This window comes from Rhodococcus sp. NCIMB 12038, assembly GCF_002165735.1.
Lineage (GTDB): Bacteria > Actinomycetota > Actinomycetes > Mycobacteriales > Mycobacteriaceae > Rhodococcus_F.
This window is the reverse complement of sequence record NZ_NHML01000001.1, coordinates 277,533-302,707: the sequence shown is the minus strand read 5'-3', so window position 1 is coordinate 302,707 and position 25,175 is coordinate 277,533. Positions and strand designations below refer to the sequence as shown.

Below are 25,175 nucleotides of genomic sequence, written 5' to 3'. Positions count from 1 at the left end.
GTAGGCCGGTTGTTGGTCCCAGTCGACCTTCGTAGATACACACGAGAGGGGCATCAATGAGTCAAACGCACACCGTCAAATCGACTACCAAAAATCATGTTCCACACTCCGGCGAGCTGTTCATCGGGAGCGAGTGGGTCGAGCCGGCGGGGACCGGCATGGCTGACGTCGTAAGCCCTACCGACGCCTCTCACATTTGTACGCTTCCGTTGCCGGGCATCGAGGATGCCCGAGTCGCCGTGGAGGCAGCGGATCGGGCGTTCGACGGATGGAATCGACTGGCGCTTTCCGAGCGACGCGAACACATCGGTCGGCTGTGCAAAGCCCTCGACTCCCGGTCATTGGACATGGAGAGGGTCTGGGCGATGGAGACCGGCATCCCTGTCCAAACCGGCGCAGCATTCACCGCGGCAGCTCAGGCCAGTTGGGGGGACACCCTGGCGTTGACCGCGTCGATGTCACTGAACGAAGTTCGCGACACACCGCTCGGCAAAGTGGAGGTTCGGCACGAAGGGATAGGACCGTCCGTTGCGATTCTCACGTATAACGGGCCCCTGGTAGAGATGGGCATGGTTGTCATCCCGGCGCTCCTGGCGGGAAACCCCTGCATTGTGAAGCTGCCACCGGAGAACCGCATGCTCGGTTACCTTTTCGCTGACGCCGCCGCCGAGGCTGAGTTGCCTTCCGGCCTGCTGAGTATTCTCGCCGGTGAGGCCGACGTGAGTCGCTACCTGGTCGCTCACCCAGACGTTGCAGCTGTGCACTTCACAGGCGGAACCGAGATCGGCGCTGAGATCATGAAGGTGTGCTCGGATCGGATGGCTCGGGTCACGCTCGAACTGGGGGGTAAGTCGGCCGCGATCATCGCGCCTGACGCCAACCTCGAGGACGTCGTGCCCGTCTTGGCCGGTGGATTGACCATGATGAGCGGCCAGATGTGCATAGCAATGAGCAGGATCCTGGTGGCTCGCGCTCTTCACGATGAGCTGGTGGAGAGGTTGGTGTCCTTCTTCTCGGATGTCAAAATCGGTGACCCGCTCGATCCTGAGACAGTGTGGGGTCCGCTCGCGTCGAAACGGGCAAGGGAACGGGCCGAAGGCTATATCAGTCGGGCTGTCGATGAAGGTGCGCAGGTCGCCTGTGGGGGGACCCGGCCCCCCGAGTTTCCGGAAGGGCATTTCCTGACGCCCACACTGTTGACGAACGTCAAGAATGACATGGAAGTCGCACAGGAAGAGGTCTTCGGTCCCGTTTTCAGTGTGATTCCCTTCGACAGTATCGACGAGGCAGTCGACCTCGCGAACGCCTCCAAGTATGGGCTCGCTGGTTCGATCTTCACTCAGGACGAAGCCCTGGCACTGGATGTGGCACGAAGGGTCCGGTCCGGAGCCTTCGCTATCAACGGGACATTCCCCTGCTTGACAGCACCCTTCGGCGGAATGAAGCAGTCCGGGTTCGGTCGCGAAGGCGGAATCGAGGGTCTTCTCGAGCTCACCAACATCAAATCGATTGCACTTCCGGTCAACTGACCGACTCTTATCCACCTACCCGAACCATGACCCAACTGCAGAAACGGAGAAATTCAGATGAAGACACGCGCGGCTCTTCTGCTCGAGACGGGTGCATCACTCCAAGTGACTGAAATCGACGTCGACCCTCCCAAGGCCGGTGAAGTGATGATCCGGATGGTCGCATCCGGCCTCTGTCACTCAGACGAGCACTTTCGGGACGGCACGTTCCCGGTCCGAACCCCATGCGTGACGGGGCACGAGGGTGCAGGCATTGTGGAGATGGTGGGCGAGGGCGTCCAGCACTTGGTGCCCGGCGACCACGTCGTCCTGTCCTTCCTCCCTGTGTGCGGTCACTGTCGTTGGTGTAGCCGGGGGCAGAGCAACCTGTGTGATCGCGGGGCCAACATCCTGGACGGCCAACTCCTGGACGGGACGTACCGTTTTCACCACGACGGCCTGGACGCCGGCGGTGTATGCATGCTCGGCACATTCTCCGAGTTTGCGACCGTATCGCAGTTCTCGTGCGTGAAGATTGAGGACAAGAGTGTTCCGCTCGGGCCGTTGGCACTCATAGGCTGCGGCGTTCCGACAGGCTACGGCTCCGCAGTGCACGCCACAAACATCGAGCCCGGCGATACAGTCGTGATTTTCGGCTCCGGCGGGGTCGGCATGAATGCCGTCCAGGGGGCTCGTATCCGCAACGCTCTCAACGTAGTAGTCGTTGACCCCTCCGACTTCAAGCGGGAAAGCTCGAAGAAATTTGGGGCCACCCACACGTTCGCGAGCGCCGAAGAAGCGCAACAAGCGGTCCAGGACCTCACACACGGTGTCGGGGCGGACAGCGCGATCGTCACAGCAGGGGTTGTCACCGAAGAGATCCTGTCGAACGCGATCGACTCGATCCGAAAGGCCGGGACGGTCGTAGTTACCGGAGTCGGCCCATTCGACGAGAAGAACATTCACACCTCCGGTGCAGTCCTCGCCATGTATGCGAAGCGCATCCAGGGCGCGGTGTACGGCAATTGCAACCCGTTCGAGGAGATCCCGAGGTTGATCGAACTCTACAAGAGCGGCCAACTCATGCTCGACGAGCTGATCACGCAGGAGTACACGCTTGACGAAGTGGAACAAGGTTACAAGGACATGCTTGACAACAAGAACATCAGAGGCCTGATTCGCTTCTGAGCTCACCTGCCCTCGATCGCGGCCCGGTTGCAGCCGGGCCGCGACGACGGCGGCTGTGGTGAAGTGGTGAGAATGCCGTCGACCAGCTACGGCGCCTGGGGTTTACGGCGCCGGTCGCAGTTGCCTGGTTCACCTGAGGCGGTGACAGTCGAGCGCCACTCACCTGTCATCGACTTCGCGTTCTACGCGGGCGCCCACCGACGAAACGGGCTACACACCGTTCTCCGTCATCAGGTTTCGTGTTGGCGTGCTCATAATCGGACTCGGTTTTCGTTTGGCGAGGTGGGCGCCACGGCCAACGACTGTTCCGCGCGGAGAATGAGCAGCTCGTGGCGGTGGGCGGCGGTGCCGGTGCGGAAGTCGGTGCCGTGGACGTTCACGGACAGCCGCGCGGCGAGGCCGGCCAGAAGGTCGTCCAGGTCGCCCAGGTAGTGAAGGGTGCGGCGCAGTTCGGCGTTGGCCGTGCACGGTGTCAGTTTCCGGTCCATCCGCCAGATGCGGTCGGCGCTGCGAATCCAGGGCCGGTCGGGAACCGCGGTGGACGCGGTGAGATTGCCCGATACCGTCTCGGCGAGAACGTCGATCGATCTGGCCAGGTTGGAGGTGATGTCGAGCAGATGCGCTCGCTGCCAAGAGGTTAGCGACCACCCGCCACTGCCCGCGATTTCCCGGGCGTAATAGGCGGCACGCCGCAGGGTGATACGAACGTCCTCGGCGCGCGCCCCATGGACGCTGCCCGGCAGACGGACGAACGACTGGGACACCCGGTGCAGTTCATGTGCCGCCTGATCCACCGCTCGGGCATGCTCGCGGGTGCCGGCGGCCCCGGCGGGACCGGTCCACGCCCGACCGCACTCGCGTACCAGCGTGGCCAGTGAGCGCAGGTGGTCGGACTGGGCGCGGCGCAGCAGGGTGACCGCAGCCAGGGGCAGGATTACCAGTGCGACGGCGGTGGCGGCGACCGCACCGATCACGTTCTCCGCCAAGCGGATGACTGCCAGCGAATCGTGGAATTCCCCAATGTAGGCGTAGAGCTGAAAAAGCGAGACGACCAGGCCGATGACCCAGATCGTGTAGTAGGTGCTGATCGAGTAGGCACCGATCGACAGAGCCACGCAGACCAGAATCACCGTGGCCTCGGGGTGCGCTGTCCCGAGAAGGTCGACGAAGCCGATTCCCAGGAGGCCGCCGATGACCGTTCCGACGATGCGTTTGGCCAGCTTGCGCATCCGCTCGTGTACCGAGTTTGTACCGGTCAAAATGATCAGCGCGCCGATGGCGGCCCAGTAGGACCGGTCACCGCTGACCGCGTCACCCACCGGCACGGCGACCACCAATGCAGCCGTGACCTGGATGGCGCTGCGCAGCGAGGCATTGGGCCGCCAGGCGCGCCGGGTCCGGTGCCTGCCACCGGAGGCGTGAGTCCGGTGCGACAACAGGGTGGTGCCGGAGAGATCACCCGCCACCAGGGAGATCGGCGTGGTGAAGGCGCACCGTCCGTCGCGGGGGCCGCTGCCGTCGGCTTCGGGTGCGGCGTCGGGCTCGGAGCCGGAGGTCCACGCCTCACAGGCGCGGTGAAGATCGCTGAGTGCGGCGACAAATTGGTAGAGCAAGGACACGAGCGGCTCGTCCGCCGGAATCCGGCACCGCTTCTCGTGCCGGGCGAGCCACTCCAGCAGAGGCGTGACCGAGGCCGGGACATCGTGGTGGCAACCGTCGTGTCGGACGTCGGCGAGGGCCGCCGCCAGCAGGGTGCGCGCCTCGCCTGGCAGCGGTCCACGGCATAGTTCCAGGACCGCATGTCCCAGCGCCTGCACGGCCAGCTCCGTGTCGAAGACCAGTCGGTGCAGGTCTTCGGCGCGGCCCGCCGGTAGCGTGCAGGCCGGCTGGGAGAGGTAGCCGTCCACCAGCATGGCCGCTTCATTGAGGCTGAGCATCTGGTTGCTCAGTCTGCTCGCCGCGCGAGTGTTTCGGTGCCCCGCCACGATCAGCCGTTCGGCGCCCCGTACGACGTACCGGGTACGGGCCAGGAAGCCGCGTTCGACATGTGCCAGGAAGTGCCGAGGGCGCGGTCGGCAGAGCAGCACCTGTACCGCGGCCACACCAAGGGCCGCCGCCACGCATATCGGGCCCAGGTACTCGAACGCTGATACCGGAAGGGGCGCAAGAAGTCCGCCGAGGTATCCGGCGAAGAGGAAAAGCCCCATGTCGTGCCCGAAATCGCCGAGATGGCCGCGTCCCGCCACATGCAGTCCCAACATCACGGCCAGAACGCAGAGCGCGAGTATGCGATAAGGGTGGAGCGCGGAGGCGAGCAGCATTGCGGCCAGGAAGGCCGGCAGACCCCAGACGCAGCGGACCGCCAACCACAGGGGTTTGGGATCGGAGATAGTCAATCCGACCAGCATGCCCAGCGTGCCGCCGAACATCAGACCGAGCAGGCCCGGCTGTCCTAGTGCCACCGCCATTCCGTGGCCCGCTGCCATGCCGGCCGGGAGCGAGACCAGCATTCGCCAGCCGGCGCGCAGCCGGCCGAAGGTCGGATCGGTGGCCTTCAGATAGTCACACACACGTCGGGGCCAGGGCGGACGGCAGGTGGGGCACTTGCCCACACGGCAGCCGGATGCTCTCGTCACAGCGTGTCCTCTTCGCTCGTCAGGCCAGTACTTAGCGAGTCTAAGCTTTTCTTCTGCGCTGGTGCAATTTTGCACTAGTGCATATTGGTGGTGAGCATGGGCACTAGCATGGTGGGCGTGAGCAGTGTGGACGCCGGCGCCGGCGGCGGATTGAGGGAGCACAAGAAGCAGCAGACCCGTGAGGCCCTGCACCGTGCGGCAGTCCGCCTGTACGTAAAGCGGGGTCCGGACTCGGTCACCGTGAACGACATCTGCAACGCAACCGGAGTCTCCCGACGCACCTTCTTCAACTACTTCGAGTCCAAGGACGAAGCCGTCCTGGACTGGGACGAGGACCTTCCCGGCGCGTCGCTGGCGGACCGCATCGCCGCCCGGCCGGCAGAGGAGGCACCCCTGCGGGCGGTGCATCAAACTCTCCGTGCGGGTATCCAACGACTCCTGGGACACGACACCTGGCGCGAGCGTCAACTTCTGGTGCGGCAGCATCCCCGGCTACTCCCGAGGATCACCGCCAGAAACCGCCGTACGAAAGCCTCGGTCACCGAGGGAATCGCCCGGCGGACCGGTCTTGACGCCGACAGTCTCTACGTACAGACCCTCGCCGGCACCGCACTCGCGGTCATGCAGGCCGCTCTGGAGGAGTGGAACCCCGAGGACTCCGCATCCGATCCGCTGGCCATTCTGGACACCGCGTTCGACATGGCCGTATCGGGCTTCGTCGCCACCTGACAATCTGCCGCCTTCACTGGCGGGCCGTCGGGTTCGCCCTTGGTCTGAGCGGCCCGGCCGCACCGCGTGGCAGAGGAACGGAAAAGTTCTTCGAAGAAATCCGGGAGGCGGTGTCCGATCGGGGCGGTGGCGTTCGTAGAAGGGGTGAGGCCGCCCACAAGGGGCGGCGCCGAGGCAAAGGAACCGCGACCATGAAGCTCACCACCATGACCCAGGTAACCCTCGACGGAGTGATGCAGGGAAACGGCGGCGCGTCGGACGAGGACCGCAGAAACGGATTCGACCGCGGCGGATGGTCCCGGGGCAAGGGTGACAACGACACCCACGCGTTCATCAACCAGACCTACCAGCGTGCCGACGCGTTCCTGCTCGGCCGCCGGACCTACGAGCTGTTCGCGGGCTCCTGGGGGTCCTTGACGGAGCAGGATGTCCCCGGCTGGGAGCCCGTTCTGCAGGCATTGAACACACAGCCCAAGTACGTGGCATCGACCACGCTCGCCGATCCCGAATGGTCCGGCACCACCGTCCTGTCCGACGACCTCGCCACCGCCATCGCGGACCTGAAGGCCACACCGGGAGGTGAGCTGCAGGTACACGGCAGCGGCACCCTGACCCGGTGGTTGCTGCAGAACGATCTGATCGACGAGATGACCCTGATCGTCGTCCCCGTGGTCCTCGGCCAGGGTGCGCGGTTGTTCCCCGAGTCCGGACCTGACCTTGCGCTCGACCTGGTCGAGTCGCGAGTCGACTCCAAGGGCGTGACGATCCAGGTCTACCGGCCGGCCGGGCGCCCGCAGTACGCAACGGCGTGAAATCCCCAACCGATACACCACACAGTCCGACACCACAGGAGAGGGTCTTTGAGATGCAGTATCTGGTTTCCGTGATCGATGACAAGAGCAATCCCGGCAGCACGGACCGGCAGCCCGACATCAGTGCGTTCAACGAGCGACTGATCGCCGACGGCTACTGGGTTTTCGCGGGCGGACTCGCCGACACCACCACGGCCACGGTCATCGACAACCGGGGCGAGCAGGCGGTGTTCAGCGACGGGCCGTTCGTGGAGTCGAAGGAGTACCTTGCCGGCGTCTGGGTGTGGGAGGCCCCCGACCTGGATGTCGCGCTCGAACTCGCCGCCGAGGCGTCGAAGATCTGCGACCGCAAGATCGAGGTGCGGCCATTCCAGTGAGCGAGGTCCGCGAGGCGATCACCCGGGCCCACCACGAGGAGTGGGCCCGGGTAGTCGCCGCCCTGACCCGACGTTTCGGCGACCTCGACATCGCCGAGGACGCGGCCGCGGAGGCGTTCGCGACCGCCGTGGAGCGGTGGCCGGCCGACGGCGTACCCCCCAACCCCGGCGCCTGGCTCACCACCACCGCCAACCACAAGGCCATCGACCGGATCCGTCGCGAGAACAAGCGCGACGACAAACACAAGGAGGCTCAGATGGTGCACGACGACCCGCCCGAGCCTCTCGGCGCCATCGACGACGACCGACTCCGGCTGATCTTCACCTGCTGTCACCCGGCGCTGGCGATGGAAGCCCGCGCGGCACTGACGTTACGCATGGTCGGCGGTCTGACCGTCCCCGAAATCGCCCGCGCGTTCCTGGTCACCGAGAGTGCCATGGGGCGGCGGATCACCCGCGCGAAGGACAAGATCAAGGCGGCACGTATCCCCTATCTGGTACCGTCCGCCGACGATCTCCCCGCACGGGTGTCCGGCGTCCTCGCTGTCCTGTTCCTCGTGTTCAACGAGGGCTACCTGGCCACCGGCTCCGATACCGATCCGGTCCGTCACGACCTGACCGCCGAGGCGATCCGGCTCACCCGCCTGATCCGAGCCCTACTCCCCGACGATGGCGAGGTGACCGGGCTGCTGGCGCTGATGCTGCTCACCGAATCCCGCCGCAACGCCCGGGTTTCGGCCGGCGGCGAACTGGTCGCCCTCGACGAGCAGGACCGCGCAGCCTGGGACACGACGCTGATCACCGAGGGCCATCGACTGGTCCGCGAGCGCCTCGCCGCTGCCGCCGCCGGGATCGTGCCGGGTCGCTACCAGATCCTCGCCGCGATCAACGCCGTCCACACCTCCGCCCGCGACATGCGCGACACCGACTGGTCGCAGATCCTCGCCCTCTACGACCAACTCGTCCGCATCGACCCCTCGCCGATCATCGCCCTCAACCGGGCCGTCGCGGTCGCCGAACTCGACGGCCCGGAGGTGGCACTGGCAACCGTCGACCGTCTCGAACCCGCGTTGGCCGGCTACCACGCCTACCATGCCACCCGCGCCGACCTGCTCCGCCGGGTCGGCCGCAGTCAGGAGTCGCGCGCCGCCTACGACAAAGCAATCGACCTGGCGGGCAACACCGCCGAGACCGCCTACCTGACACGCCGCCGCGACCAACTGCGGTAGCGCTCTCGACACGACGCGCGCATGTTCAGCGTTGACCGTGCGCCGTAGGTCCGAAGAATTCCGCGAACGTCCGGATCAGCTGGGCCGAGGCGCGGTTGATGCCGTCATGGCCCCCGCGGACCGCTGCTGCACGGCCGTGGGGCAGTGCGGCAGCAAGGGCATCGTTGAGTTGTTCGTAGTAGGGCGGTCCGTCCGCACCCCTCACCAACAGAACCTCCGCGGTCACCCCCGCCCAGCGACTCGCCGGACCGTCGGCGCGTGCGATTGCCTGCGACTCGTCCAACGTCATGGGCAACAAGGCACCCATGGTGCGCCCGACGGGAGTGCGCAACAACAGTCGGCTCATGGCGATCTGCACCCCCAGTGGCAGGGTGCTCGCCCGCGACTGGGTGTTGATGCCGGCCCCGGTGATCGCCATCGCGCGGGCAACGTCGCCGTCCCGGGCCGCTGCTCTGGCGCCTTCCAGCCACTGCGCGGGGAAGAGACCGTTCACGGACACTGCTGCGTCGTAGAGCGCGAGACGCGCGATGGGCAGTTGCAGGGCAGCCGTCAGGGCGATGAACCCACCGCTGCTGTGGCCGATAACGTCAGTTGCGCCGGTGTTTTCGAGCACCGTCCGCAGGTCGTCGACGTCCTCCTGAACGTCGTAGGGTTCCGAACGGGGCGGCGCATCTCCGCGTCCGCGTCGGTTGTAGAGGTGCACGGTGAACCTGTCCGACAGTTTGCGCGCCAGTCGGCGGTAGGAATCGATCGTCACCCCGCCACCATGAACGACCACCAGAGCGGGGCCGTCACCAACTGTGTGCAGGACGACGTCGCCCGCTCGTTCAACCCGCTCTTGCATCGCTGCCTCCCTGAGTGCGTACACAAACAATAGCAAACAGTGTTCGCAGTTTAGGATTGTGAGGTGAGCGATCCACACCGACCCCGCAAACGCACAGCCTCCGCCGGGGAGACGCCGCGGCGTCGACGAGGTCCGGTCCCCACGCACAGCCGTGACGACATCGCCGTAGCCGCAATAACACTCACGGACAACGAAGGACTGGCCGGCCTGTCCATGCGGGCCGTTGCCGCGGCGCTGGATACGGGCGCAGCGTCGCTGTACCGGTACGTGGCATCACGCGACGAACTTCTCGCGCTCATGACCGATCACGTCATGCGCGAGCTCCGCCCGTACCCAGCCGGCCATGATCAGTGGCTCGACGCCATGGTCGAGATGTCCCGCCGACAGTTGCAGCTGTATCGGCGTCACTCCTGGCTCGTCGACGTCACCCAGCAATCGCCCGCCTTCGGCCCCGAAGCCCTGGCGTGGCTGGACCACTGCCTGCTGGTACTCGAACCGGTCACGGCCTCCGGTCGGGCAAAATTCGAAGCGATTGCGATGGCAACGGGAGTCACGACGTTGTTCGCTCGCAGCGAGCTCGCGTCGCAGCCCGCACTTCCCCCGATCGACAGCCATGCCTACCCGCACGTGGCCAGGGCGATCTCCGCGGACGCCACCCCTCCGCCCACGGATCGGGACCTCTTCGAGGATGCCTTGCGCAGCCTGCTGATCGGTCTGCTGTCCTGAGAACGGAGCCGTTCGCCGGACCGTTTACGGGATGGTGAGCGGCACTGCCAGAGGATCGCCCGGTGCCGGCGCGCGGCGGTTGGCCGCGACGAGATCCGACGCGGTGTGCCGCGGCGTCACGCCGTCCAGCATCCACTGCCCGAGCAGCAACGCGATCTTGGCCAGCATCTCGGTCCGCAACCGCAGGAACGAGTCCTCCGGGTCGGCGCCGACGTGACCGAGCAGTACCCACCAGGCCCAGGCGACTGCTCCGGCATTGGCGACGAAATCCGGGACCACCGGAATCCCCCGGCCGGTGAGCACCGCCTCGGCCTGCGGGGTCGTCGCGGCATTCGCCGCTTCGATCACGACTTTCGCGGCGACGAGGTCGACGTTGTCCGCCGTGATCGCATAGGAGATCGCGGCCGGGACGAGGATGTCTGCCGCAGTGGCGATTACAGCCGCGCGCGGCAACCGCTGAACATGCGAGGGGACGCGGGAGCGGTCGATCTCGCCGTAGCCGTTCCGCAGGTCGAGCAGCGCGGGAACGTCCAGGCCGTCGGGACAGTACAGCGTGCCGACGGCGTCGGCGACAGCAACCACGCGCATTCCGGCCTCGTGCAGATACCAGGCCGCGCCGCCCCCCATGGTGCCGATCCCCTGGATTGCCACCGTGGTGTCGGCCGGAGCCCATCCACAGGCATTCACCGTGCCGATGCAGGCCTGCGCGACGCCGTAGCCGCCGATCACGTCGCCCAGCAGAAACCCGCCGGGCACCGGGGCGTTCAACGCGGCGTGCACCCGGCGCAGAGTCCTCTGCGGATCGTCCGCACGCCTGATCGCTGCATGGTACGACTGCTGAAGGCCCAGCCGCGCGAAGACGTCGTCGATCAGATGCTGCGGCACCCCCAGATCCTCCGCGGTCACCCAGTGCGCGTCCAGCCACGGGCGCATCGCCTGACAGAACCGCTCCAGCACACCGACGGCGCGGGGGTCCTTGGGGTCGAAGTCGATGCCGCCCTTCGCGCCGCCGACAGGCAGGTCGAAAACCGCGGTCTTGGCGGCCATGCCGGTGGCCAGGTCCTCCACCTCCGACATCGTGCAGCCTGCCCGCATGCGGGTGCCCCCGGTGGCCAGGCCGGACACCAACGAGTGCACGACGAGGTAGCCCCGAGCTCCGGTGACCGGATCAGTCCACGTCATACGTAGCAGGGGCTCACCGCTGTGCACGGTCGCCACGTCGACCCGACGCTGCGTCGCAGTGTTCTCACGGTGGTCGTACTCACGGTGCTCGGGGATGCGCCCGAACCCGGGTTCCGTCGTCGTCGTCACCTCGAGTTACCCCAATCGTCCTCGGAAAAACTTCGCCGTTTTCGACCATTCAGCCGATGACGTCAGAGTGCGCGCCCCGGTGACCAGGCGTCCAGTTAAGAATCTTGAATGATTGCGTTCACGCTTTCTACACAGCGCACCGCGTGGTCCGATTGACGGTTCGGACCGGATGCATAGGGTGGGGGCATGGAGCTGTCTCTGCGCCGGTTGCGGATGCTTCGGGAGTTGCATCGCCGAGGCACCGTGACAGCCGCCGCGCAGGCCCTGCACTACACCACCTCCGCGGTATCCCAACAGCTCACCCAGCTCGAACGCGACGTCGGCGCAAAGCTATTCGAGCGGCGCGGTCGGCGGGTACAGCTCACCGAGATCGGCCTGCTCCTCGCCGAGCACGCCGAGGAGATCATGCGGTCGGTGGACCGCGCGACCTCCGCCCTCGAACAAACGCAGGAGGGCGTCACCGCCCGATTGACCGTCGGCGTGTGGGCGTCCGTCGCGTCGGGCCTGCTGCCGAGTGCGCTGTCGTTGCTGGCCGCCGAACATCCCGGCATCGAGGTGCGGACGAAGGAACTCGCGCCGGAGGACACCGCGGTCGCAGTCCGGGACGGCTCGCTGGACTTCTCGTTCGTGATCAACTACTCCGACTACCCGATGCCGTGGGACCCCGAGTTGACCCGAGTGGTGATCGCCGTGGAGCGACTGCACGCAGCGCTGCCTCCGGGAACGGTGTCCGCCAGAACCATGGCGCTGGCGGACCTCGCCGAGCATCCCTGGATCCTCGCGGGACCCACGTCGCATTTCGGCCGCGCGGTGCGCTCCGCCTGTCAGCGTTGCGGATTCGAACCGAAGATCAACCACGAGGTCGGCGAGCAGGCGACGGCGCTCGCAATGGTGTCCGCGGGTCTGGGGGTCACCCTCGTCTCCGATCTCGGACTGACACTGCGCCCGCCGGGCATGGATGTCGTCGCGCTCACCGAACCGGTCATGCGGACGATCTCCATCGCCCATCGCGGGACGGAAGCGCACCGACAGCCGCTGCAACTGGTGATCGACGCCGTGCGTGCCGCGGCGGCTGCACAGGGGCTCGCCGCGGGGTCGCCGTACCCGTAGCCGACGACGACACCACGTAAATCAGCGTGGACCCGAAGACACGGGCACGCCCCACGCGCTCCCCTGTTCGCGATCGAGCACGGTGACCGCCTTGTTCTTCAGCCCGAAGATGTAGACCAGCAGGCTGATCCCGATCACGACCGTCACGTAGACGATGAACCAGGCGACGTGGCCGCCCGACTTGGACGCCTGATACAGGAGCGGCGCCGTACCGCCGAAGACGGAGTTCGCGAGCGCGTAACCCAGCCCCACACCCAGGGCACGGATGTCGGCGGGGAACAGCTCCGCCTTCACGATCGCGTTGATCGAGGTGTACCCGGTGAGGATGATGTAGCCGACCGCGACCAGCGCGAACGCCGACAGCGGCGAGGTGGTCTTCGGAAGGTAGGTGAGCAGGACATAGGTGTAGAGGACGCCACCCACACCGAAGAAGATCAGCAGCGGCTTGCGCCCGACGTGGTCGCTGATGATGCCGCCGACCGGCTGCAGCAGCAACAGCAAGATCAGTCCGATCAGGTTGATCCACGTTGCCGTCAGCGCCCGGTCGTCGCCGAAGGTGGACTTGACGATCGCCGGCGCGTTGACACTGTAGGTGTAGAACGCGACCGTGCCACCCGCGGTAATGAGGAACACCAGCAGCAGCGGACGCCAGTGTCGGGTGAACAACGCCTTCAACGAACCCGCCGTCCGGTCCTCACCGGCACGGATGGCCTTCAGATGCGACTCGCTGAGCGACTCGTCCATCGAACGCCGAATCCACAGCACGACCAGGGCGGCGACGCCGCCGATGAAGAAGCCGATCCGCCATCCCCAATCGTGCAACGCGTCGACGTCGAGAACGCTGAGCGCGATCAGGAGCGTGAACTGCGCGAGGACGTGACCGCCCACGAGGGTCACGTACTGGAACGACGACAGGAAGCCACGCCGATTCGCCGTCGCTGCTTCGGACATGTACGTCGCCGAGGTGCCGTACTCGCCACCCGTGGCGAATCCCTGCACAAGCCGGGCGAGGACCAAAATGACTGCTGCCCAATACCCGATGGTTTCGCGTGTCGGCATGACCGCCACCAGGAAGGAACACGACGACATGATGGTGATGCTGAGCATCAGGGCAGCCTTGCGGCCACGACGGTCGGCGAACCGGCCGAAGAACCAGGACCCCACCGGTCGCATGACGAAGGTGACCGCGAAGATCGCATAGATGTACACCGTGGAGTTGGAGTCGTTCTCGTCGAAGAATTGCGCCTCGAAATACGTCGCGAAGACCGTGTAGATGTACACGTCGTACCACTCGACGAGGTTTCCTGCCGAACCCTTCATCGTGTTGAGCACCGCCCGCCGGGTGCTCGTCGGAGCGCGGGTTGGACCAGACCGAGTCACGTCATCGCTCATCCGTAGACGATAACGGACCGACCGACCACACTGGGCGAGTCAGCGTCGTAGTTGGCTGGACAGGTACCGCCTGGCACGCCGATGACCACCCACGTTCTCGAGTTCGATGTCCAACGCATTCAGCAGCGTCGCGAGCAGGGTCGCCTGTGGTGCCCATCCATGGCGGCGCCGGCACTGCGCGAGCCAGTCGACCGGACCGATGTGGCCACGGTCCGCGTTGCACCGCCGGCACGCCGCGGCCTCATTGGCCACGATGCTGGGCCCACCCTTGAGCCGCGGCACCAGATGTTCGGTGGTGGGCGGAATCAACGGCCCGAAACGCCGACCACACCACAGGCATCGCCCACCTTGCCGGTCGACGGCGAGGGCAAGTCTGGCGGCACGGTCCACCAGTCGATCGTGACCGAATGGCTCGGCGAGCGCCAGGGCTCCCACCGCCCGCGACGTGCCGGACGGCAGTGCCAGGCCGAGAGGGGCAAACCGCACCTCGCGGTTTCCAAGACTGGGGCACATTGGTGTAGCCGCATACCGGGTCCCGAATGAGAGTGTTCTACTTCACATTCGCTGTCCCGGAGCTGATCCGCCGTACCCGGCCATCAGCCCTCCGCGACTGCACCGCGAACGTCGGAAACCGGCAAACGAGTCCGGTTTCGACGTGACCAGACGCCGGAAGGAGTGCCCGATGACCCAGGGCACCACAACGAGTTCCATCACCGCGACCAAGCCGTCGGCAGCCCGGTGGGCGGTGATGGCCGCCTACGCTGCGGCGCTCACCACCAGCACCACGACGGTGCTGGCCTACGCCTCGGTCACACCGAGTGTGCGAGAGGATTTCGGAGTCACCGAGGCGACGGTCGGGAACCTCACGCTGCTCTCTCCCCTCTTCCTGGTGCTCCTGGGCCCCCTCTCCGGCAGATTCCTGGACCGACGGTTCGACGCCACGCTCGCCGTGGGCGCCGCGATGATCGCCGCCGGGCCCCTGCTCCGCGTCGTCGATCCCTCGTCCTACAGATGGGCCCTCGCCGGGCAGATACTGCTCGCCGCCGGCACGCCGTTCGTCGCCAACGCGATCACCAAGTACCCGGCACGGTACTTCTCCGCGCAGGAGCGGCCCACGGTAATCGCGCTGCTCTCGGCGTCGTTCTACGCCGGTGTACTCCTGGCCGCCGTCACGGGCCAGCCGCTGTACGACCGCGGGGGAATCGACCTGCTGGTCGAAGTCCACGGGGCATTGGGCGCCGCGACCGGCGCGGCGCTGCTGATCATGGTTGTCGTGGTTCGGGTGCCGGCGGTAGTGATGGACCCCGAGCCGGCCGTCGTCCGGGGACACCTCCGCCGGACCCGGGAGCTCTGGCTGCTCGGAGGAGTGATGTTCGTCCTCTTCGGCCTGTTCAACGCGTTCATCACGTGGATCGAGACGGTCCAGGACCACCTCGGCAATGCCGGGTTCGGCGGACCGCTCGTGATCGCCCTGACCCTTGGGGGCATCACGGGCGCCATCACCATCCCCGGTTTCGCGGCCAGGCGTGACGCCAGGCGCACCGCCCTGATCGTCATCAGCGTCGTCCAGGTCTTCGGATTCCTGGCGTTCGCGGCAACGGGCAGCCACGGAATTCTGCTGGTGCTCGCCGTCGTTGTCGGCTTCTTCATGATGGCGGCAATGCCCGTCGTGTTCGAGTGGTCGGAGATCCACGCGGGCATTGCGAATGCCGCATCGGCAACCGCATTCCTCTCGATCGCCGGCAACCTCGGTGGTGTGGTCTTCGTGCTCGCCCCGCAACTGTTCCTCGACACACCGAGGGGCATGCTCGTCCTGCTCGCCGCAATGTCGATTCCCGGCGCCCTCGCGGCGCTTCGACTGCCTCGGACGCCGACGGCCCATCGCATCGCCGACTGAATCTCAACTCGACCGCCCCACCGTTCAGCCCTCTCCCCCAACCCTCACGATGGAGAACCAATGATGTTGACACGCCTCATTGCGGTGACAGCCTTTGCCGTTACGGCAGCGGTCGTCACCTCTAGCACCGCCAGTGCCGCCCCCGCACCGGTCGACCCCCACAATGCATCGACACTCGAAACGGACATTCTTCCCGGGATCCACTACACCGCGAGCATCGTCGACAAGTCCGTCGTCCTGACCACCGATGCCGGCTCACTGACCATCCAGGGCAACCAGTTCCAGGTACTCGATGCCGGCGGAAATCTGGTAGCCGGCTTCCCGCTGACCTACTCCCGGGACGGAAAGGAATGGCCGGTTGCCGCTCAAATCGACGGCAGGAGTGCCACACTCACACCAAACACCGACCCCGCAACCGCCACGCCGCTCGAGGATGCAGCACTCCCACTGCAGCCGATCGCGCTGGACGTCCAATCACCGGAATTCACTGCCGCCATCGTCAACTTCGGAACCGAAGTGGCGCTCGGCATCGGGATGGGCAGTCTGATCGGAACGGCGATCGGTGCCGGCATCGGATGCATCGCCGGAGGAGCACTCATCGGAACCGCGGTCGGCGTCCCGACAATCGGCACCCTCGCGGTCCCCGGATTCCTCGGCGGATGTCTGGTGACCGGTGCCGCCGCAGGCGCCATCGGAGCCGTCGCCGGAACCATCGTCGTGGGTGGTCCCGTCGCTGTGGCCAGCGCACTCCAGTTCTACGACGCCTTCAACGCCCCCGTGGCCGAACCCTTGGCAGGCTGACGACGACGCACGCTTCGGGCACCTTCACGCAGCGCGCCGGCTTCGACCGGCTAACGGTCTTCCCCGGGACCGTGGCCGGGGGAGATTCCAGCAAGTCGCGCGGTAGTCGCTCGGCGTGCACCCGTGGTAACGAGAAAGATCAATCAGCCATCGACGTGGAACACCGCACCCTGGGCGCGGCCCACGCGGCGATCGGCGGAACGGCGGAAAACGGCTTGAACAGCGGCTGTACCACCTATTCCGCCGGCGAGGAGAAGGAACAGCAGGGCGACATTGAGGTTCACGGGGAAGATCCTTCCTCAGGGTGCAGCGAATACAATGGCGGGTGCGGATCGCAATGTGGTAGAGCCCAATTCGCTCTTCACCTTCAGCCAATGGTCACGCGTTCATCGACGAGTAGCTGGACGAACCTTTCGCTCATTCACTCGACTACCGCCGTCGCCGTCGTTGCGGATGCCTCTGCGAGCGGAGCCGGCAGACGCCGACGCAACTTCGCTCGCCGAGCATCGTCCTTGTACCTGAGAGGTTTGCCGGCCTTGGCCACCCGACGCCCCGCGACCGTCAGTATCGGTCGTGGAACTCCGATTCCCATTACCGGCACGCCGGTGACGTAGGCCTCCTTGAAGAGAAACATCGAGGCGTCGGCCACCTCGTCGTGAGTGAGCGCCGAGGCTACCCACCCGACTTCCGCGCCGATGGCATCCGCGTCGAGAATCGGGCTGCGATAGCGCTCGTTTGTCATCGCGAGAAGCCAACTCAGAACAGCGTCACGAACCGCCCACTGACGGTCGGTAGCTGCGTTCACATTTCAGTCCTCCAAATAGATGCGGCATCCTGACCTGCACCATAGCCATCGGCAAGAAATAAGCAAGTCATGAAATCTCCTGCGCGCCTTACACCCCGGGATCTGGACTTATTACTTTTGTTGGGTATGGTCGGGGTCGGTTCGCGGTTGCCGATTCGGAAAGGACCGACAATGGCTGACAAGTCCGCCGTCAAGAGTTCGAAACAGTCCGCACGGGCACTCAAGGAGCGCCGTGCGGAGAAGCGAGAGAAGGTGCTCGAGTCGACTCAGATCGTTCGAAAGCGTAAGAACTGATGCAAAACTGGGCATCGCTACCACATCCGACCACCTTCTCAGCCTCCCAAAGATCGCCGGCATTGCGGTTCATTGGAAACGCACCACCGCATTTTGGTCTGCACCGCGTGTGACGACCTGATCGGGGGGCCAACGTCCAGCCTCTGGAACACCCGCCCCGACCCCTCTGCGGCCGGGGCGGGCGTGGCGGCGACAGGTACGGGTGTCGTGCCCGAATTTTTCTCGAGCCCAGAGGGTTTGACGACTAGATTTCAGGCCTAGTCCGACGGACATGGGCACCCATCGGGGAGCGTTGTCCGACCAGAAACCTGCGACGAAGATGAACAGCAGGAAGACCGTGGTCATGTAGTAACCGGCCTGCACACCCATGGGCACCAGGATCGACTTGAGCACCTGGACCGGGCAACTACGGAGCATCGCGATGAACGGCACGTCCTGCGCCGACTTCGCTTCGGTGTCCGCCTTCTCCTGGAGTTCCTTGAATGCATCGGACTCCTCGAGCTTGATCCGAATGTACAAGCCGATGCCCACCATGATGGCGCTGGTGAGAAAGGGGATGCGCCAACCCCACGCGGCCATCTGCTCGTCGGTGGTGGCGAGGGTTGTCAGGGCGATGACTGCGGTCGCAAGCAGGAATCCCATCAGGAGCAGGGCCAGGACCAGCGTCGAGCGCCGGCCGAATTTGTCCCCGAAATGCCCCAGCACGACCGCCCCCAATGGGCGGAGGAGCGCTCGTCGGAACCGCGGTCGGCGTCCCGACAATCGGCACCCTCGCGGTCCCCGGATTCCTTGGCGGATGTCTGGTTGCCGGAGCCGCCGCAGGCGCCATCGGAGCCGTGGCCGGAACCATCATCGCGGGTGGGCCCGTCGCCGTTACCAGCGCACTTCAGTTCTACGACGCCTTCAACACCCCGCCGCCGAACCCTTGGCAGGCTGACGACGACGCACGCTTCGGGCACCTTCACACAGCGCGCCGGCTTCGACCGGCTAACGGTCCTCCTCCGGGACCGTGCCCGGTGGAGATTCCAGCTCGAGTCGGCCGACGAGCGCCCTCTGCGTCGCCCGGTACTCGCTCGGCGTGCATCCGTGGTGTCGCTGGAAGGTGCGGGTGAGATGCGAGCTGTCGCAGAATCCCCACAATGCAGCGATCTCGCTGATGGTGACGGACTCGGGTGCGACGGCGAGCTCGTGGGTGACACCGCGCAGACGTTCCTCCCGGACGCAGTCCGTGAACGTGGTACCGACCGCCTGGAACAGGCGGTTCAACGTGCGCACCGATATGGCCGCATCCCGCGCGGCCGCCTCGGCTGTGACCCGCCCGAGCGGGACCGCGGACCGGATGTAGTGACGAACCACCACCCGTAATGCGGCGTCACGGTCCTCGGTCACCGTGTGGTCGGTGATTCCTGCGGTCGTTGCTGCGGACAGCACATCGGCGAAAGCCCGCTCCATGGTCCGCACCGTGAGCGGGTCGAGGTTCGGCCGCTCCTTCCACAATGTGGACATCATCGTTGCCACGACACTGCCCGCACCGGTGCTCGTGTCGACAGCACGCGCCGTGGCACCGTCGGTGCGCAGACCTGCAGCCCACTGGTCGCGGGGCACGCGAAACGACAGAACACGCCAGCTGGCGTCGTTCTCGGGCTCTCGGAACTCGAGCGAGTACGGGCGGGTTGTATCGAAGACGGCGTAGCTCCCGGCTCGAACGATGCACCTCCGACCGTCCTGCTCCGCGTAACAGGCCCCAGACAGCTGCAAGTTCACGAACAGCGCCTCCATCGGAGCGCGACGCACCTCGATCGGACCATGCGTCAACAGCTGAGTGCACGAGGCGATTTCCGCGCAGTTGGTGTCCACCAGGGGTTCCGAGCGCACCCAGCCGGGTACTCCCTCGGCCGTAGCGCTGCGGGCGAGGTGGGCTCGCCTCCGCGTCGGGGACAGCGGTGTGAACGCCTGACAGACGACGTCGCCCCAGTAGTTCACCTGCTCTCGCGCACTCAGGCCCGAGGTGGACCAATACGGCACATCAACCTCCGAGTCGACCTGGGAACGGCAGGCACCCGCCGCTCCATATGCCCCAAATTCTGCGCTTCCGCACGCTCCTGTCAATCCCTTCGCCAACCACCCGTTACGCCATCGCGCCGCCGACAGTGTGGCGCATCTGTCCTGACGGGTCGGCGCTGCAGTCCAAGCCGACCGCGTCGGATCCGATCAGTATTGGTACCGAGATCGAATGTGTGCGCGATCACATTCACCACATGCGAACAACGGAGGACTGATTCCAATGGCAATCGATTTCGACCTGAGTCCCGAACAGGCAGGCCTGCAAAAAGCAGCTCGGACGTTCGCGGATGACCGGCTCGCTCTCGTCGAGAGTGTCATCGCGCCGTTCCCGACACCGCAGGAGAGATTCGCGGCGATCAAACCGTTCTACCAGGACATGGTGGATGCGGGCTTCCTCAAAGCCCTCATCCCGGTCGAGTACGGCGGTACCGCGATGACGTCACTCGACTTCGCGGTGGCGGCCGAAGAACTCGCGCGCGCCGACGTCAACGTGCCGAGCGCGCTGCTCGGCACCGGCCTCGGACTGCAGCCGATCATCCATTTCGGCACGACCGAGCAGAAGGATCGCTTCCTGCCGCCGTTCTCCGGCAGTGCACCACTGCTTGCGGCGTGGGCATTCACCGAAACTGCCGGCGGCGCGAACTTCGACACGACGGACACATCTGCCGGGGTGCAGACGTTCGCTCGACGGGACGAAGACGAATGGGTCATCAACGGCGACAAGCATTTCACCACCAACGGCTCGGGTTGGGACGGCAAGGGTGCCGAGTTGATCAGCGTGTTGTGCCGCACCGACCCGGCGCTGCCACCCCAGGAGTCGCTGGCAGTGATCGTGGTCCCCGGTGACACGCCGGGAATCACGGTCGAGTCGTATATCGACACCATGGGCCACCGTGCGACGGCGTCGCCGCGCATCACGTTCACCGACGTTCGGGTCCCGGTAGGGAACATGATCGGAAACCCCGGAGACGGCTTGGAGATCGTGCGCCGGACATTCAACTGGACCTCGGCGATCATCGGCGCCGCCTGCGTCGGCCGGATGCGCGCAGCCTTCGACTACGCCTATGCATTCGCCAAGACCGACAACAGGTCCGGCCCCGCCCCCATCATCGACTACCAGAACGTCGGTTACATGCTCGTCGACATCAAGACACGGATCGAAGCCGCCCGGTACTTCACCTGGAAGGCCTGCGACCTCTACGACAAGACCAACGGCGCCGACGAGGAACTCGGCCACATGGTCAAGATCTACGCATCCGAACTGTCCGTGCAGGTCGTCTACGACGCGATGCGCCTGGTCGGGGTGAACGCCTACGGCGACCAGACACCGATCGCCGGGATCATGGAGGACGTGCTGTGCTTCCCGGTGTACGACGGCGGAAACATGGGGGTGCGCCGACGCCAGTTGCACGCACTGCTGAAGCGCCCCGATTACGACCCGATGCAGTCCTCGTCCGGCATCGTGACGGACTGAGCACGACATGACAACTACCGCAACTGCACCCTCGTCCAGGGTCACCAGCTTCCTGACGAATCCTGTCCTCCACTTGATCGATGGACGAAATACTCCGTCCGCCTCGGAGGAGTTCTTCGGGACATTCAATCCCTGCAACGGTGACGAGCTCGCACAGGTCGCGTTCGGCGGCGAGGACGATGTCGATCGCGCCGTCACCGCGGCTCGGCGCGCGCTCGACGGCCCCTGGGGCCGCATGACACCCGCCGAGCGAAGCAAGATCCTCTGGCGGGTCGGCGACCTACTCGAGGAGCGAGTGGAGGATTTCGCCCTGGTCGAGGCACTCGACAACGGCAAGCCGTTGACCTATGCGCGTCTGGTGGATGTCCCGCTGTCCGCCGATTGGTTCCGATACATGGCGGGCTGGCCGACCAAGCTGGAGGGCAGCACGATCCCCGTCACCTCGACCGCCGCGCCGGGCGACTACTTCGCCTATACGGTCCGGGAACCGGTCGGCGTGGTAGCGGCCATCGTCGCGTGGAACTTCCCCCTCCTACTCGCCGCATGGAAGCTCAGTCCCGCCCTCGCCGCCGGCAACACCGTAATTCTCAAGCCCGCCGAGCAAACCCCGCTCAGCGCAGCGCTTCTCGGTGAGGTTCTTCGCGACGCCGGGATCCCCGACGGCGTCGTGAATATCGTGCAGGGCCACGGCGACTCCGTCGGCGCCGCCCTGACCACCCATCCAGGCGTCGACAAGGTTTCGTTCACCGGCTCGACCGAGGTCGGACGGCGTATCGTGGGCTCCGCCCGCGGCAACCTGAAGAAGGTGACCCTCGAACTCGGCGGCAAGTCACCGAATATCGTGTTCGACGACGCCGACATCGACGCGGCCATCCAGGGTGCCGCGATGGCAATCTTCTTCAACCAGGGCGAGGCATGTGAAGCGGGTTCACGGCTGTTCGTGCAGTCGAAGGTGTATGACCAGGTCGTGGACGGCGTCGCACGAATCGCAGCCGAGTTGAAGGTCGGGGACAGCCTCGACCCAGACTCCCAAATCGGCCCGATGGTGTCGGAGAGGCAACTGCACACGGTCCTCGGATACCTCGACAGCGGCCGGGCCGAAGGCGCGATCGCCGTCACGGGCGGAGGACGTAAGGGCGACATCGGCTACTTCGTAGAACCCACCGTCCTCGTCGACACGAAGCCGACGATGCGCGTGGTGAAGGAGGAGATCTTCGGGCCTGTGGTCACCGTGATGCCGTTCGACAATGCCGACGACGTCGTCAGCGCCGCCAATGACACCGAGTACGGCCTCGCCGCTGGGGTCTGGACGTCCGACGTGTCGAATGCACACACCATTGCCGCGAAGATCAAGGCCGGCACCGTGTGGATCAACAGCTACCACGTGCTCGACCCCGCGTTGCCCTTCGGTGGGTACAAGCAGTCCGGTTGGGGGCGTGAGCACGGTGCCGCCGTACTCGACGCGTACACCGAGACGAAGACCGTCATCATCAAGAAGGGATAGGACCTCAGGACTGAGGGGAGGCCGCGGAGCGTGAATCGCCTGCGGCCTCCCCACCTGCACGCGCCGAGATGCCCATGCCACCCACAGACAACAACAGACTGCCGCGCGAGTACGCAATGCGACAGGCGATCTCAGGAGCATCGCGAAGCAGCCACCTCGACGAGGACCACATGCTCGTGACCCTCGCCATCGCTTGGCTCCCCTACGGAGGGCCCCCAGAGGAGCGAATCTGGGAACAGTTCGGGATTAGTTCCGAGCGGTACTGGCACCGGCTCGATTACGTCGTCACACTCCGCCGATGGAGTCGATTCCTCGACGCGACCACGATTGCCGGGATCCGAACACAAGCGACCGCACAACTCGGCCCGCCCAACCAGAGGAAAGAACCGACCCGACCGTCGAACCCGATGCCGATCATGAGTTTCCCTAGAACTGATTGAACCAGACGGCAAAGTTGTTCCACGCTTGTGCTAGTGGGCCAAGCCAAATCAAGTAGAACAGGTCAGCGACACTGCCGATCATGATTTATACCTCCAATCCTTCGAGGCCTGCAGCAACGGTTTCCATAAGGGCGCTGTGTGAAGTGACAGCCACTGAACGGCGTCACCGATTGGTCGGAACATCATGATCCACCGAGGAACGGCGCGATCAACGCACCGATCCAATAAAAGAGGTTGTACGGGAAAATGTCCCATGGCGTATTGGGCATCATGACTCCTCAGAAGTAACCGTAGCCAGTCATCCAGCCGGTGATAACCCACATGAATTGATTGAAGGCATCGCCCATTTCCCGAGTCGGGAACCATGAATACCAAATCGGGTCAGGGCTGGGTGGGCTTGCCGACGCCGTGCCGGCCATCAGGAAAATCATCAATGCCGTGGTTCCCACAACGGCCATGGTGCGAATCGAACGCATACCGCGACTCCTGGTCCTCCCCGACCATGTCCCGTGTATCGCTGACGATACGACTCCCGTTACCTGCTCACCCAGTACAAAGCATGCGACTGGTAAGCGCACCAACTGCGCCCGGCATCAGGCCTTGTCCCAGTTGGTCCGGTTGCGTTGCAGCATCAGGCCGGCGAATGCGATGCCCATCATGACGGCCGCGTAGCCGGCGACGGGAATATGCGACCCGGTCTGCTCGAGTAGAGCGACGGCGAATACGGGGGTCAGTCCCCCGGTGATGGCAGAGGCCGTCTGGTATCCGAAGGAGACCCCGGTATAGCGAACACCGCCGGCGAACAACTCGGCCATGTAGATGCTCATGGGCCCGTAGAGCAGGCCCACGAACGCCAGGCCCAGCACGAAAGCCGCTGTGGCCAAGACGAAGTTGCCGGACTCGACCATCGGGAACATCACGAAGACCGCGACGGCGAACCCGCCCAGACCGACGGACATGGGCACCCAACGGGGAGCGCTATCCGACCAGAGACCTCCGACGAAGATGAACAGCAGGAAGAACAGTGCCGCGATCATGACCATCGAGTTCGCTTGCCCGACGTCGAAGCCGCCGAAGTCGCGCGCGAAGGACAGCAAAAAGACCGTGGTCATGTAGTACCCCGCCTGCACACCCATGGGCACCAGGATCGATTTGAGCACCTGGACCGGGNAACTACGGAGCATCGCGATGAACGGCACGTCCTGCGCCGANTTCGCTTCGGTGTCNGCCTTCTCCTGGAGTTCCTTGAATGCATCGGACTCCTCGAGCTTGATCCGNATGTACAAGCCGATGCCCACCATGATGGCGCTGGTGAGAAACGGGATGCGCCAGCCCCACGCGGCCATCTGCTCGTCGGTGGTGGTGAGGGTTGTCAGGGCGATGACCGCGGTCGCAAGCAGGAATCCGACGGGGGATGCCGCGCTCAAGAAGGCACCGAAGAAGCCACGCCTGTTGCGGGCCTGCGAGTTCTCGACGACCATGAGCACCGCCCCGCCGTATTCGCCTCCCAGCGCGAAACCCTGCACGACGCGGCAGACGATCAGCAGGATCGGCGCTGCAACACCGATCTTCGCGTAGGTCGGAATCAGGCCCACAAAGAGGGTGGAGCCACCCATCAGGAGCAGGGCCAGGACCAGCGTCGAGCGCCGGCCGAATTTGTCCCCGAAGTGCCCCAGCACGACGGCCCCCAACGGACGGACCAAGAACGCGACGGCGAAGGTTGCCATCGCGGCCATGGTGCTCAGTGCCGCGTTGTCGCTAGGGAAGAAGACGGGGCCGAGCAGGAGGGCAGCCATCGAACCGAAGATGAAGAAGTCGTACCACTCGATGACGGTCCCGACCATGGACGCCGCAATGACCCGAGAGAGTGCGTTGCCGCTCTTCGGCGGTGCGGCAGTGATTGCTGACATGTGTTTCTCCTAATGAAGCGCTGGGTGGTCCTCCCATGACCACTTCCCCAACGCTGGAATCGGAAGCTTCGGGACGTCCCAGTCGTTATGAGGACGATCACACTGTAGGGAGGGGCGATTGCCG

The 25,175-nt window shown here is 65.2% G+C and carries 23 protein-coding genes; 12 read left to right on the top strand and 11 right to left on the bottom strand.

From position 1 onward, the window contains the following. Window positions 1–56: 56 nt before the first annotated feature. Window positions 57–1,529, top strand: coding sequence for an aldehyde dehydrogenase family protein (locus CA951_RS01300; protein WP_087555115.1), 1,473 nt, complete (start codon window positions 57–59; stop codon window positions 1,527–1,529). Window positions 1,530–1,586: 57 nt separating this feature from the next. Then, window positions 1,587–2,696 (top strand): NDMA-dependent alcohol dehydrogenase, encoded by a 1,110-nt coding sequence (locus CA951_RS01295; protein WP_087555114.1) that lies wholly within the window; start codon window positions 1,587–1,589, stop codon window positions 2,694–2,696. Window positions 2,697–2,947: 251 nt separating this feature from the next. Here the strand turns inward: CA951_RS01295 and CA951_RS01290 are convergent, their stop codons facing one another. After that, window positions 2,948–5,125 (bottom strand): FUSC family protein, encoded by a 2,178-nt coding sequence (locus CA951_RS01290; RefSeq protein ID WP_143542957.1) that lies wholly within the window; start codon window positions 5,123–5,125, stop codon window positions 2,948–2,950. A gap of 324 nt (window positions 5,126–5,449) precedes the next feature. On the opposite strand from CA951_RS01290, the gene CA951_RS01285 reads away from it, so the two are divergent. The 4 genes from CA951_RS01285 (at window position 5,450) to CA951_RS01270 (ending at window position 8,479) form a co-directional block, all read left to right on the top strand. After that, window positions 5,450–6,061 carry a TetR family transcriptional regulator gene (locus CA951_RS01285; RefSeq protein ID WP_179220073.1) on the top strand — a complete coding sequence of 204 codons (612 nt, stop codon included), beginning with the start codon at window positions 5,450–5,452 and terminating at the stop codon, window positions 6,059–6,061. Window positions 6,062–6,252: 191 nt separating this feature from the next. Then, window positions 6,253–6,873 (top strand): dihydrofolate reductase family protein, encoded by a 621-nt coding sequence (locus tag CA951_RS01280; protein WP_087555111.1) that lies wholly within the window; start codon window positions 6,253–6,255, stop codon window positions 6,871–6,873. A gap of 53 nt (window positions 6,874–6,926) precedes the next feature. Next, window positions 6,927–7,250, top strand: a complete 324-nt coding sequence (locus tag CA951_RS01275; RefSeq protein ID WP_087555110.1) for a YciI family protein — start codon at window positions 6,927–6,929, stop codon at window positions 7,248–7,250. Further along, window positions 7,247–8,479 (top strand): RNA polymerase sigma factor, encoded by a 1,233-nt coding sequence (locus CA951_RS01270; protein ID WP_087555109.1) that lies wholly within the window; start codon window positions 7,247–7,249, stop codon window positions 8,477–8,479. Before CA951_RS01275 ends, CA951_RS01270 begins: the two co-directional genes overlap by 4 nt. A 25-nt stretch (window positions 8,480–8,504) precedes the next feature. Here CA951_RS01270 and CA951_RS01265 read toward each other — a convergent pair whose 3' ends face one another. Next, window positions 8,505–9,323: an alpha/beta fold hydrolase gene (locus CA951_RS01265; protein WP_087555108.1), complete on the bottom strand. Its 819-nt coding sequence runs from the start codon at window positions 9,321–9,323 to the stop codon at window positions 8,505–8,507. A 63-nt stretch (window positions 9,324–9,386) separates the two neighbouring features. On the opposite strand from CA951_RS01265, the gene CA951_RS01260 reads away from it, so the two are divergent. Continuing rightward, entirely contained in the window at window positions 9,387–10,049 is a 663-nt protein-coding gene (locus tag CA951_RS01260; protein WP_087555107.1) for a TetR/AcrR family transcriptional regulator, read from the top strand. Window positions 10,050–10,073: 24 nt separating this feature from the next. Here CA951_RS01260 and CA951_RS01255 read toward each other — a convergent pair whose 3' ends face one another. Next, window positions 10,074–11,360, bottom strand: a complete 1,287-nt coding sequence (locus tag CA951_RS01255) for a glutamate dehydrogenase (protein WP_179220072.1) — start codon at window positions 11,358–11,360, stop codon at window positions 10,074–10,076. 186 nt (window positions 11,361–11,546) lie between these two features. On the opposite strand from CA951_RS01255, the gene CA951_RS01250 reads away from it, so the two are divergent. After that, entirely contained in the window at window positions 11,547–12,470 is a 924-nt protein-coding gene (locus CA951_RS01250) for a LysR family transcriptional regulator (RefSeq protein WP_087555106.1), read from the top strand. A 21-nt stretch (window positions 12,471–12,491) separates the two neighbouring features. Here the strand turns inward: CA951_RS01250 and CA951_RS01245 are convergent, their stop codons facing one another. Beyond that, on the bottom strand, window positions 12,492–13,862 hold the full coding sequence (locus tag CA951_RS01245; RefSeq protein WP_087555105.1) for an MFS transporter: 1,371 nt from the start codon (window positions 13,860–13,862) through the stop codon (window positions 12,492–12,494). 39 nt (window positions 13,863–13,901) lie between these two features. Further along, window positions 13,902–14,252 carry an HNH endonuclease gene (locus tag CA951_RS01240; RefSeq protein WP_087555326.1) on the bottom strand — a complete coding sequence of 117 codons (351 nt, stop codon included), beginning with the start codon at window positions 14,250–14,252 and terminating at the stop codon, window positions 13,902–13,904. A gap of 292 nt (window positions 14,253–14,544) precedes the next feature. On the opposite strand from CA951_RS01240, the gene CA951_RS01235 reads away from it, so the two are divergent. Together CA951_RS01235 and CA951_RS01230 are read left to right on the top strand one after the other, a co-directional pair. Further along, on the top strand, window positions 14,545–15,759 hold the full coding sequence (locus tag CA951_RS01235) for an MFS transporter (protein ID WP_087555104.1): 1,215 nt from the start codon (window positions 14,545–14,547) through the stop codon (window positions 15,757–15,759). Between the two features lie 60 nt (window positions 15,760–15,819). After that, a complete protein-coding gene (locus CA951_RS01230; RefSeq protein WP_087555103.1) occupies window positions 15,820–16,560 on the top strand; it encodes a hypothetical protein in 741 nt (246 codons plus the stop codon). Window positions 16,561–16,703: 143 nt separating this feature from the next. Here the strand turns inward: CA951_RS01230 and CA951_RS43250 are convergent, their stop codons facing one another. The 4 genes from CA951_RS43250 to CA951_RS01215 all read right to left on the bottom strand — a co-directional run bounded on the left by CA951_RS43250 (window position 16,704) and on the right by CA951_RS01215 (window position 19,684). Continuing rightward, a complete protein-coding gene (locus CA951_RS43250; RefSeq protein WP_179220071.1) occupies window positions 16,704–16,844 on the bottom strand; it encodes a hypothetical protein in 141 nt (46 codons plus the stop codon). A gap of 137 nt (window positions 16,845–16,981) precedes the next feature. Further along, window positions 16,982–17,365 (bottom strand): serine recombinase, encoded by a 384-nt coding sequence (locus tag CA951_RS01225; RefSeq protein ID WP_087555102.1) that lies wholly within the window; start codon window positions 17,363–17,365, stop codon window positions 16,982–16,984. Window positions 17,366–17,728: 363 nt separating this feature from the next. Next, window positions 17,729–18,364, bottom strand: a complete 636-nt coding sequence (locus CA951_RS01220; protein ID WP_087555101.1) for a hypothetical protein — start codon at window positions 18,362–18,364, stop codon at window positions 17,729–17,731. Between the two features lie 282 nt (window positions 18,365–18,646). Further along, window positions 18,647–19,684: a helix-turn-helix domain-containing protein gene (locus tag CA951_RS01215; RefSeq protein WP_256973176.1), complete on the bottom strand. Its 1,038-nt coding sequence runs from the start codon at window positions 19,682–19,684 to the stop codon at window positions 18,647–18,649. A gap of 259 nt (window positions 19,685–19,943) precedes the next feature. Between CA951_RS01215 and CA951_RS01210 the strand changes: the two genes are divergently transcribed. Both CA951_RS01210 and CA951_RS01205 read left to right on the top strand, forming a co-directional pair. Further along, on the top strand, window positions 19,944–21,197 hold the full coding sequence (locus CA951_RS01210; protein WP_087555100.1) for an acyl-CoA dehydrogenase family protein: 1,254 nt from the start codon (window positions 19,944–19,946) through the stop codon (window positions 21,195–21,197). A gap of 7 nt (window positions 21,198–21,204) precedes the next feature. After that, the gene (locus tag CA951_RS01205; protein WP_087555099.1) at window positions 21,205–22,701 is read left to right on the top strand and encodes an aldehyde dehydrogenase; all 1,497 of its coding nucleotides are present in this window, start codon (window positions 21,205–21,207) and stop codon (window positions 22,699–22,701) included. 718 nt (window positions 22,702–23,419) lie between these two features. Here CA951_RS01205 and CA951_RS01195 read toward each other — a convergent pair. Together CA951_RS01195 and CA951_RS01190 are read right to left on the bottom strand one after the other, a co-directional pair. After that, complete coding sequence (locus CA951_RS01195; RefSeq protein WP_087555097.1) at window positions 23,420–23,617, bottom strand: hypothetical protein; 198 nt, start codon at window positions 23,615–23,617, stop codon at window positions 23,420–23,422. A gap of 117 nt (window positions 23,618–23,734) precedes the next feature. After that, entirely contained in the window at window positions 23,735–25,051 is a 1,317-nt protein-coding gene (locus tag CA951_RS01190; protein WP_087555096.1) for an MFS transporter, read from the bottom strand. Window positions 25,052–25,175 lie beyond the last annotated feature (124 nt).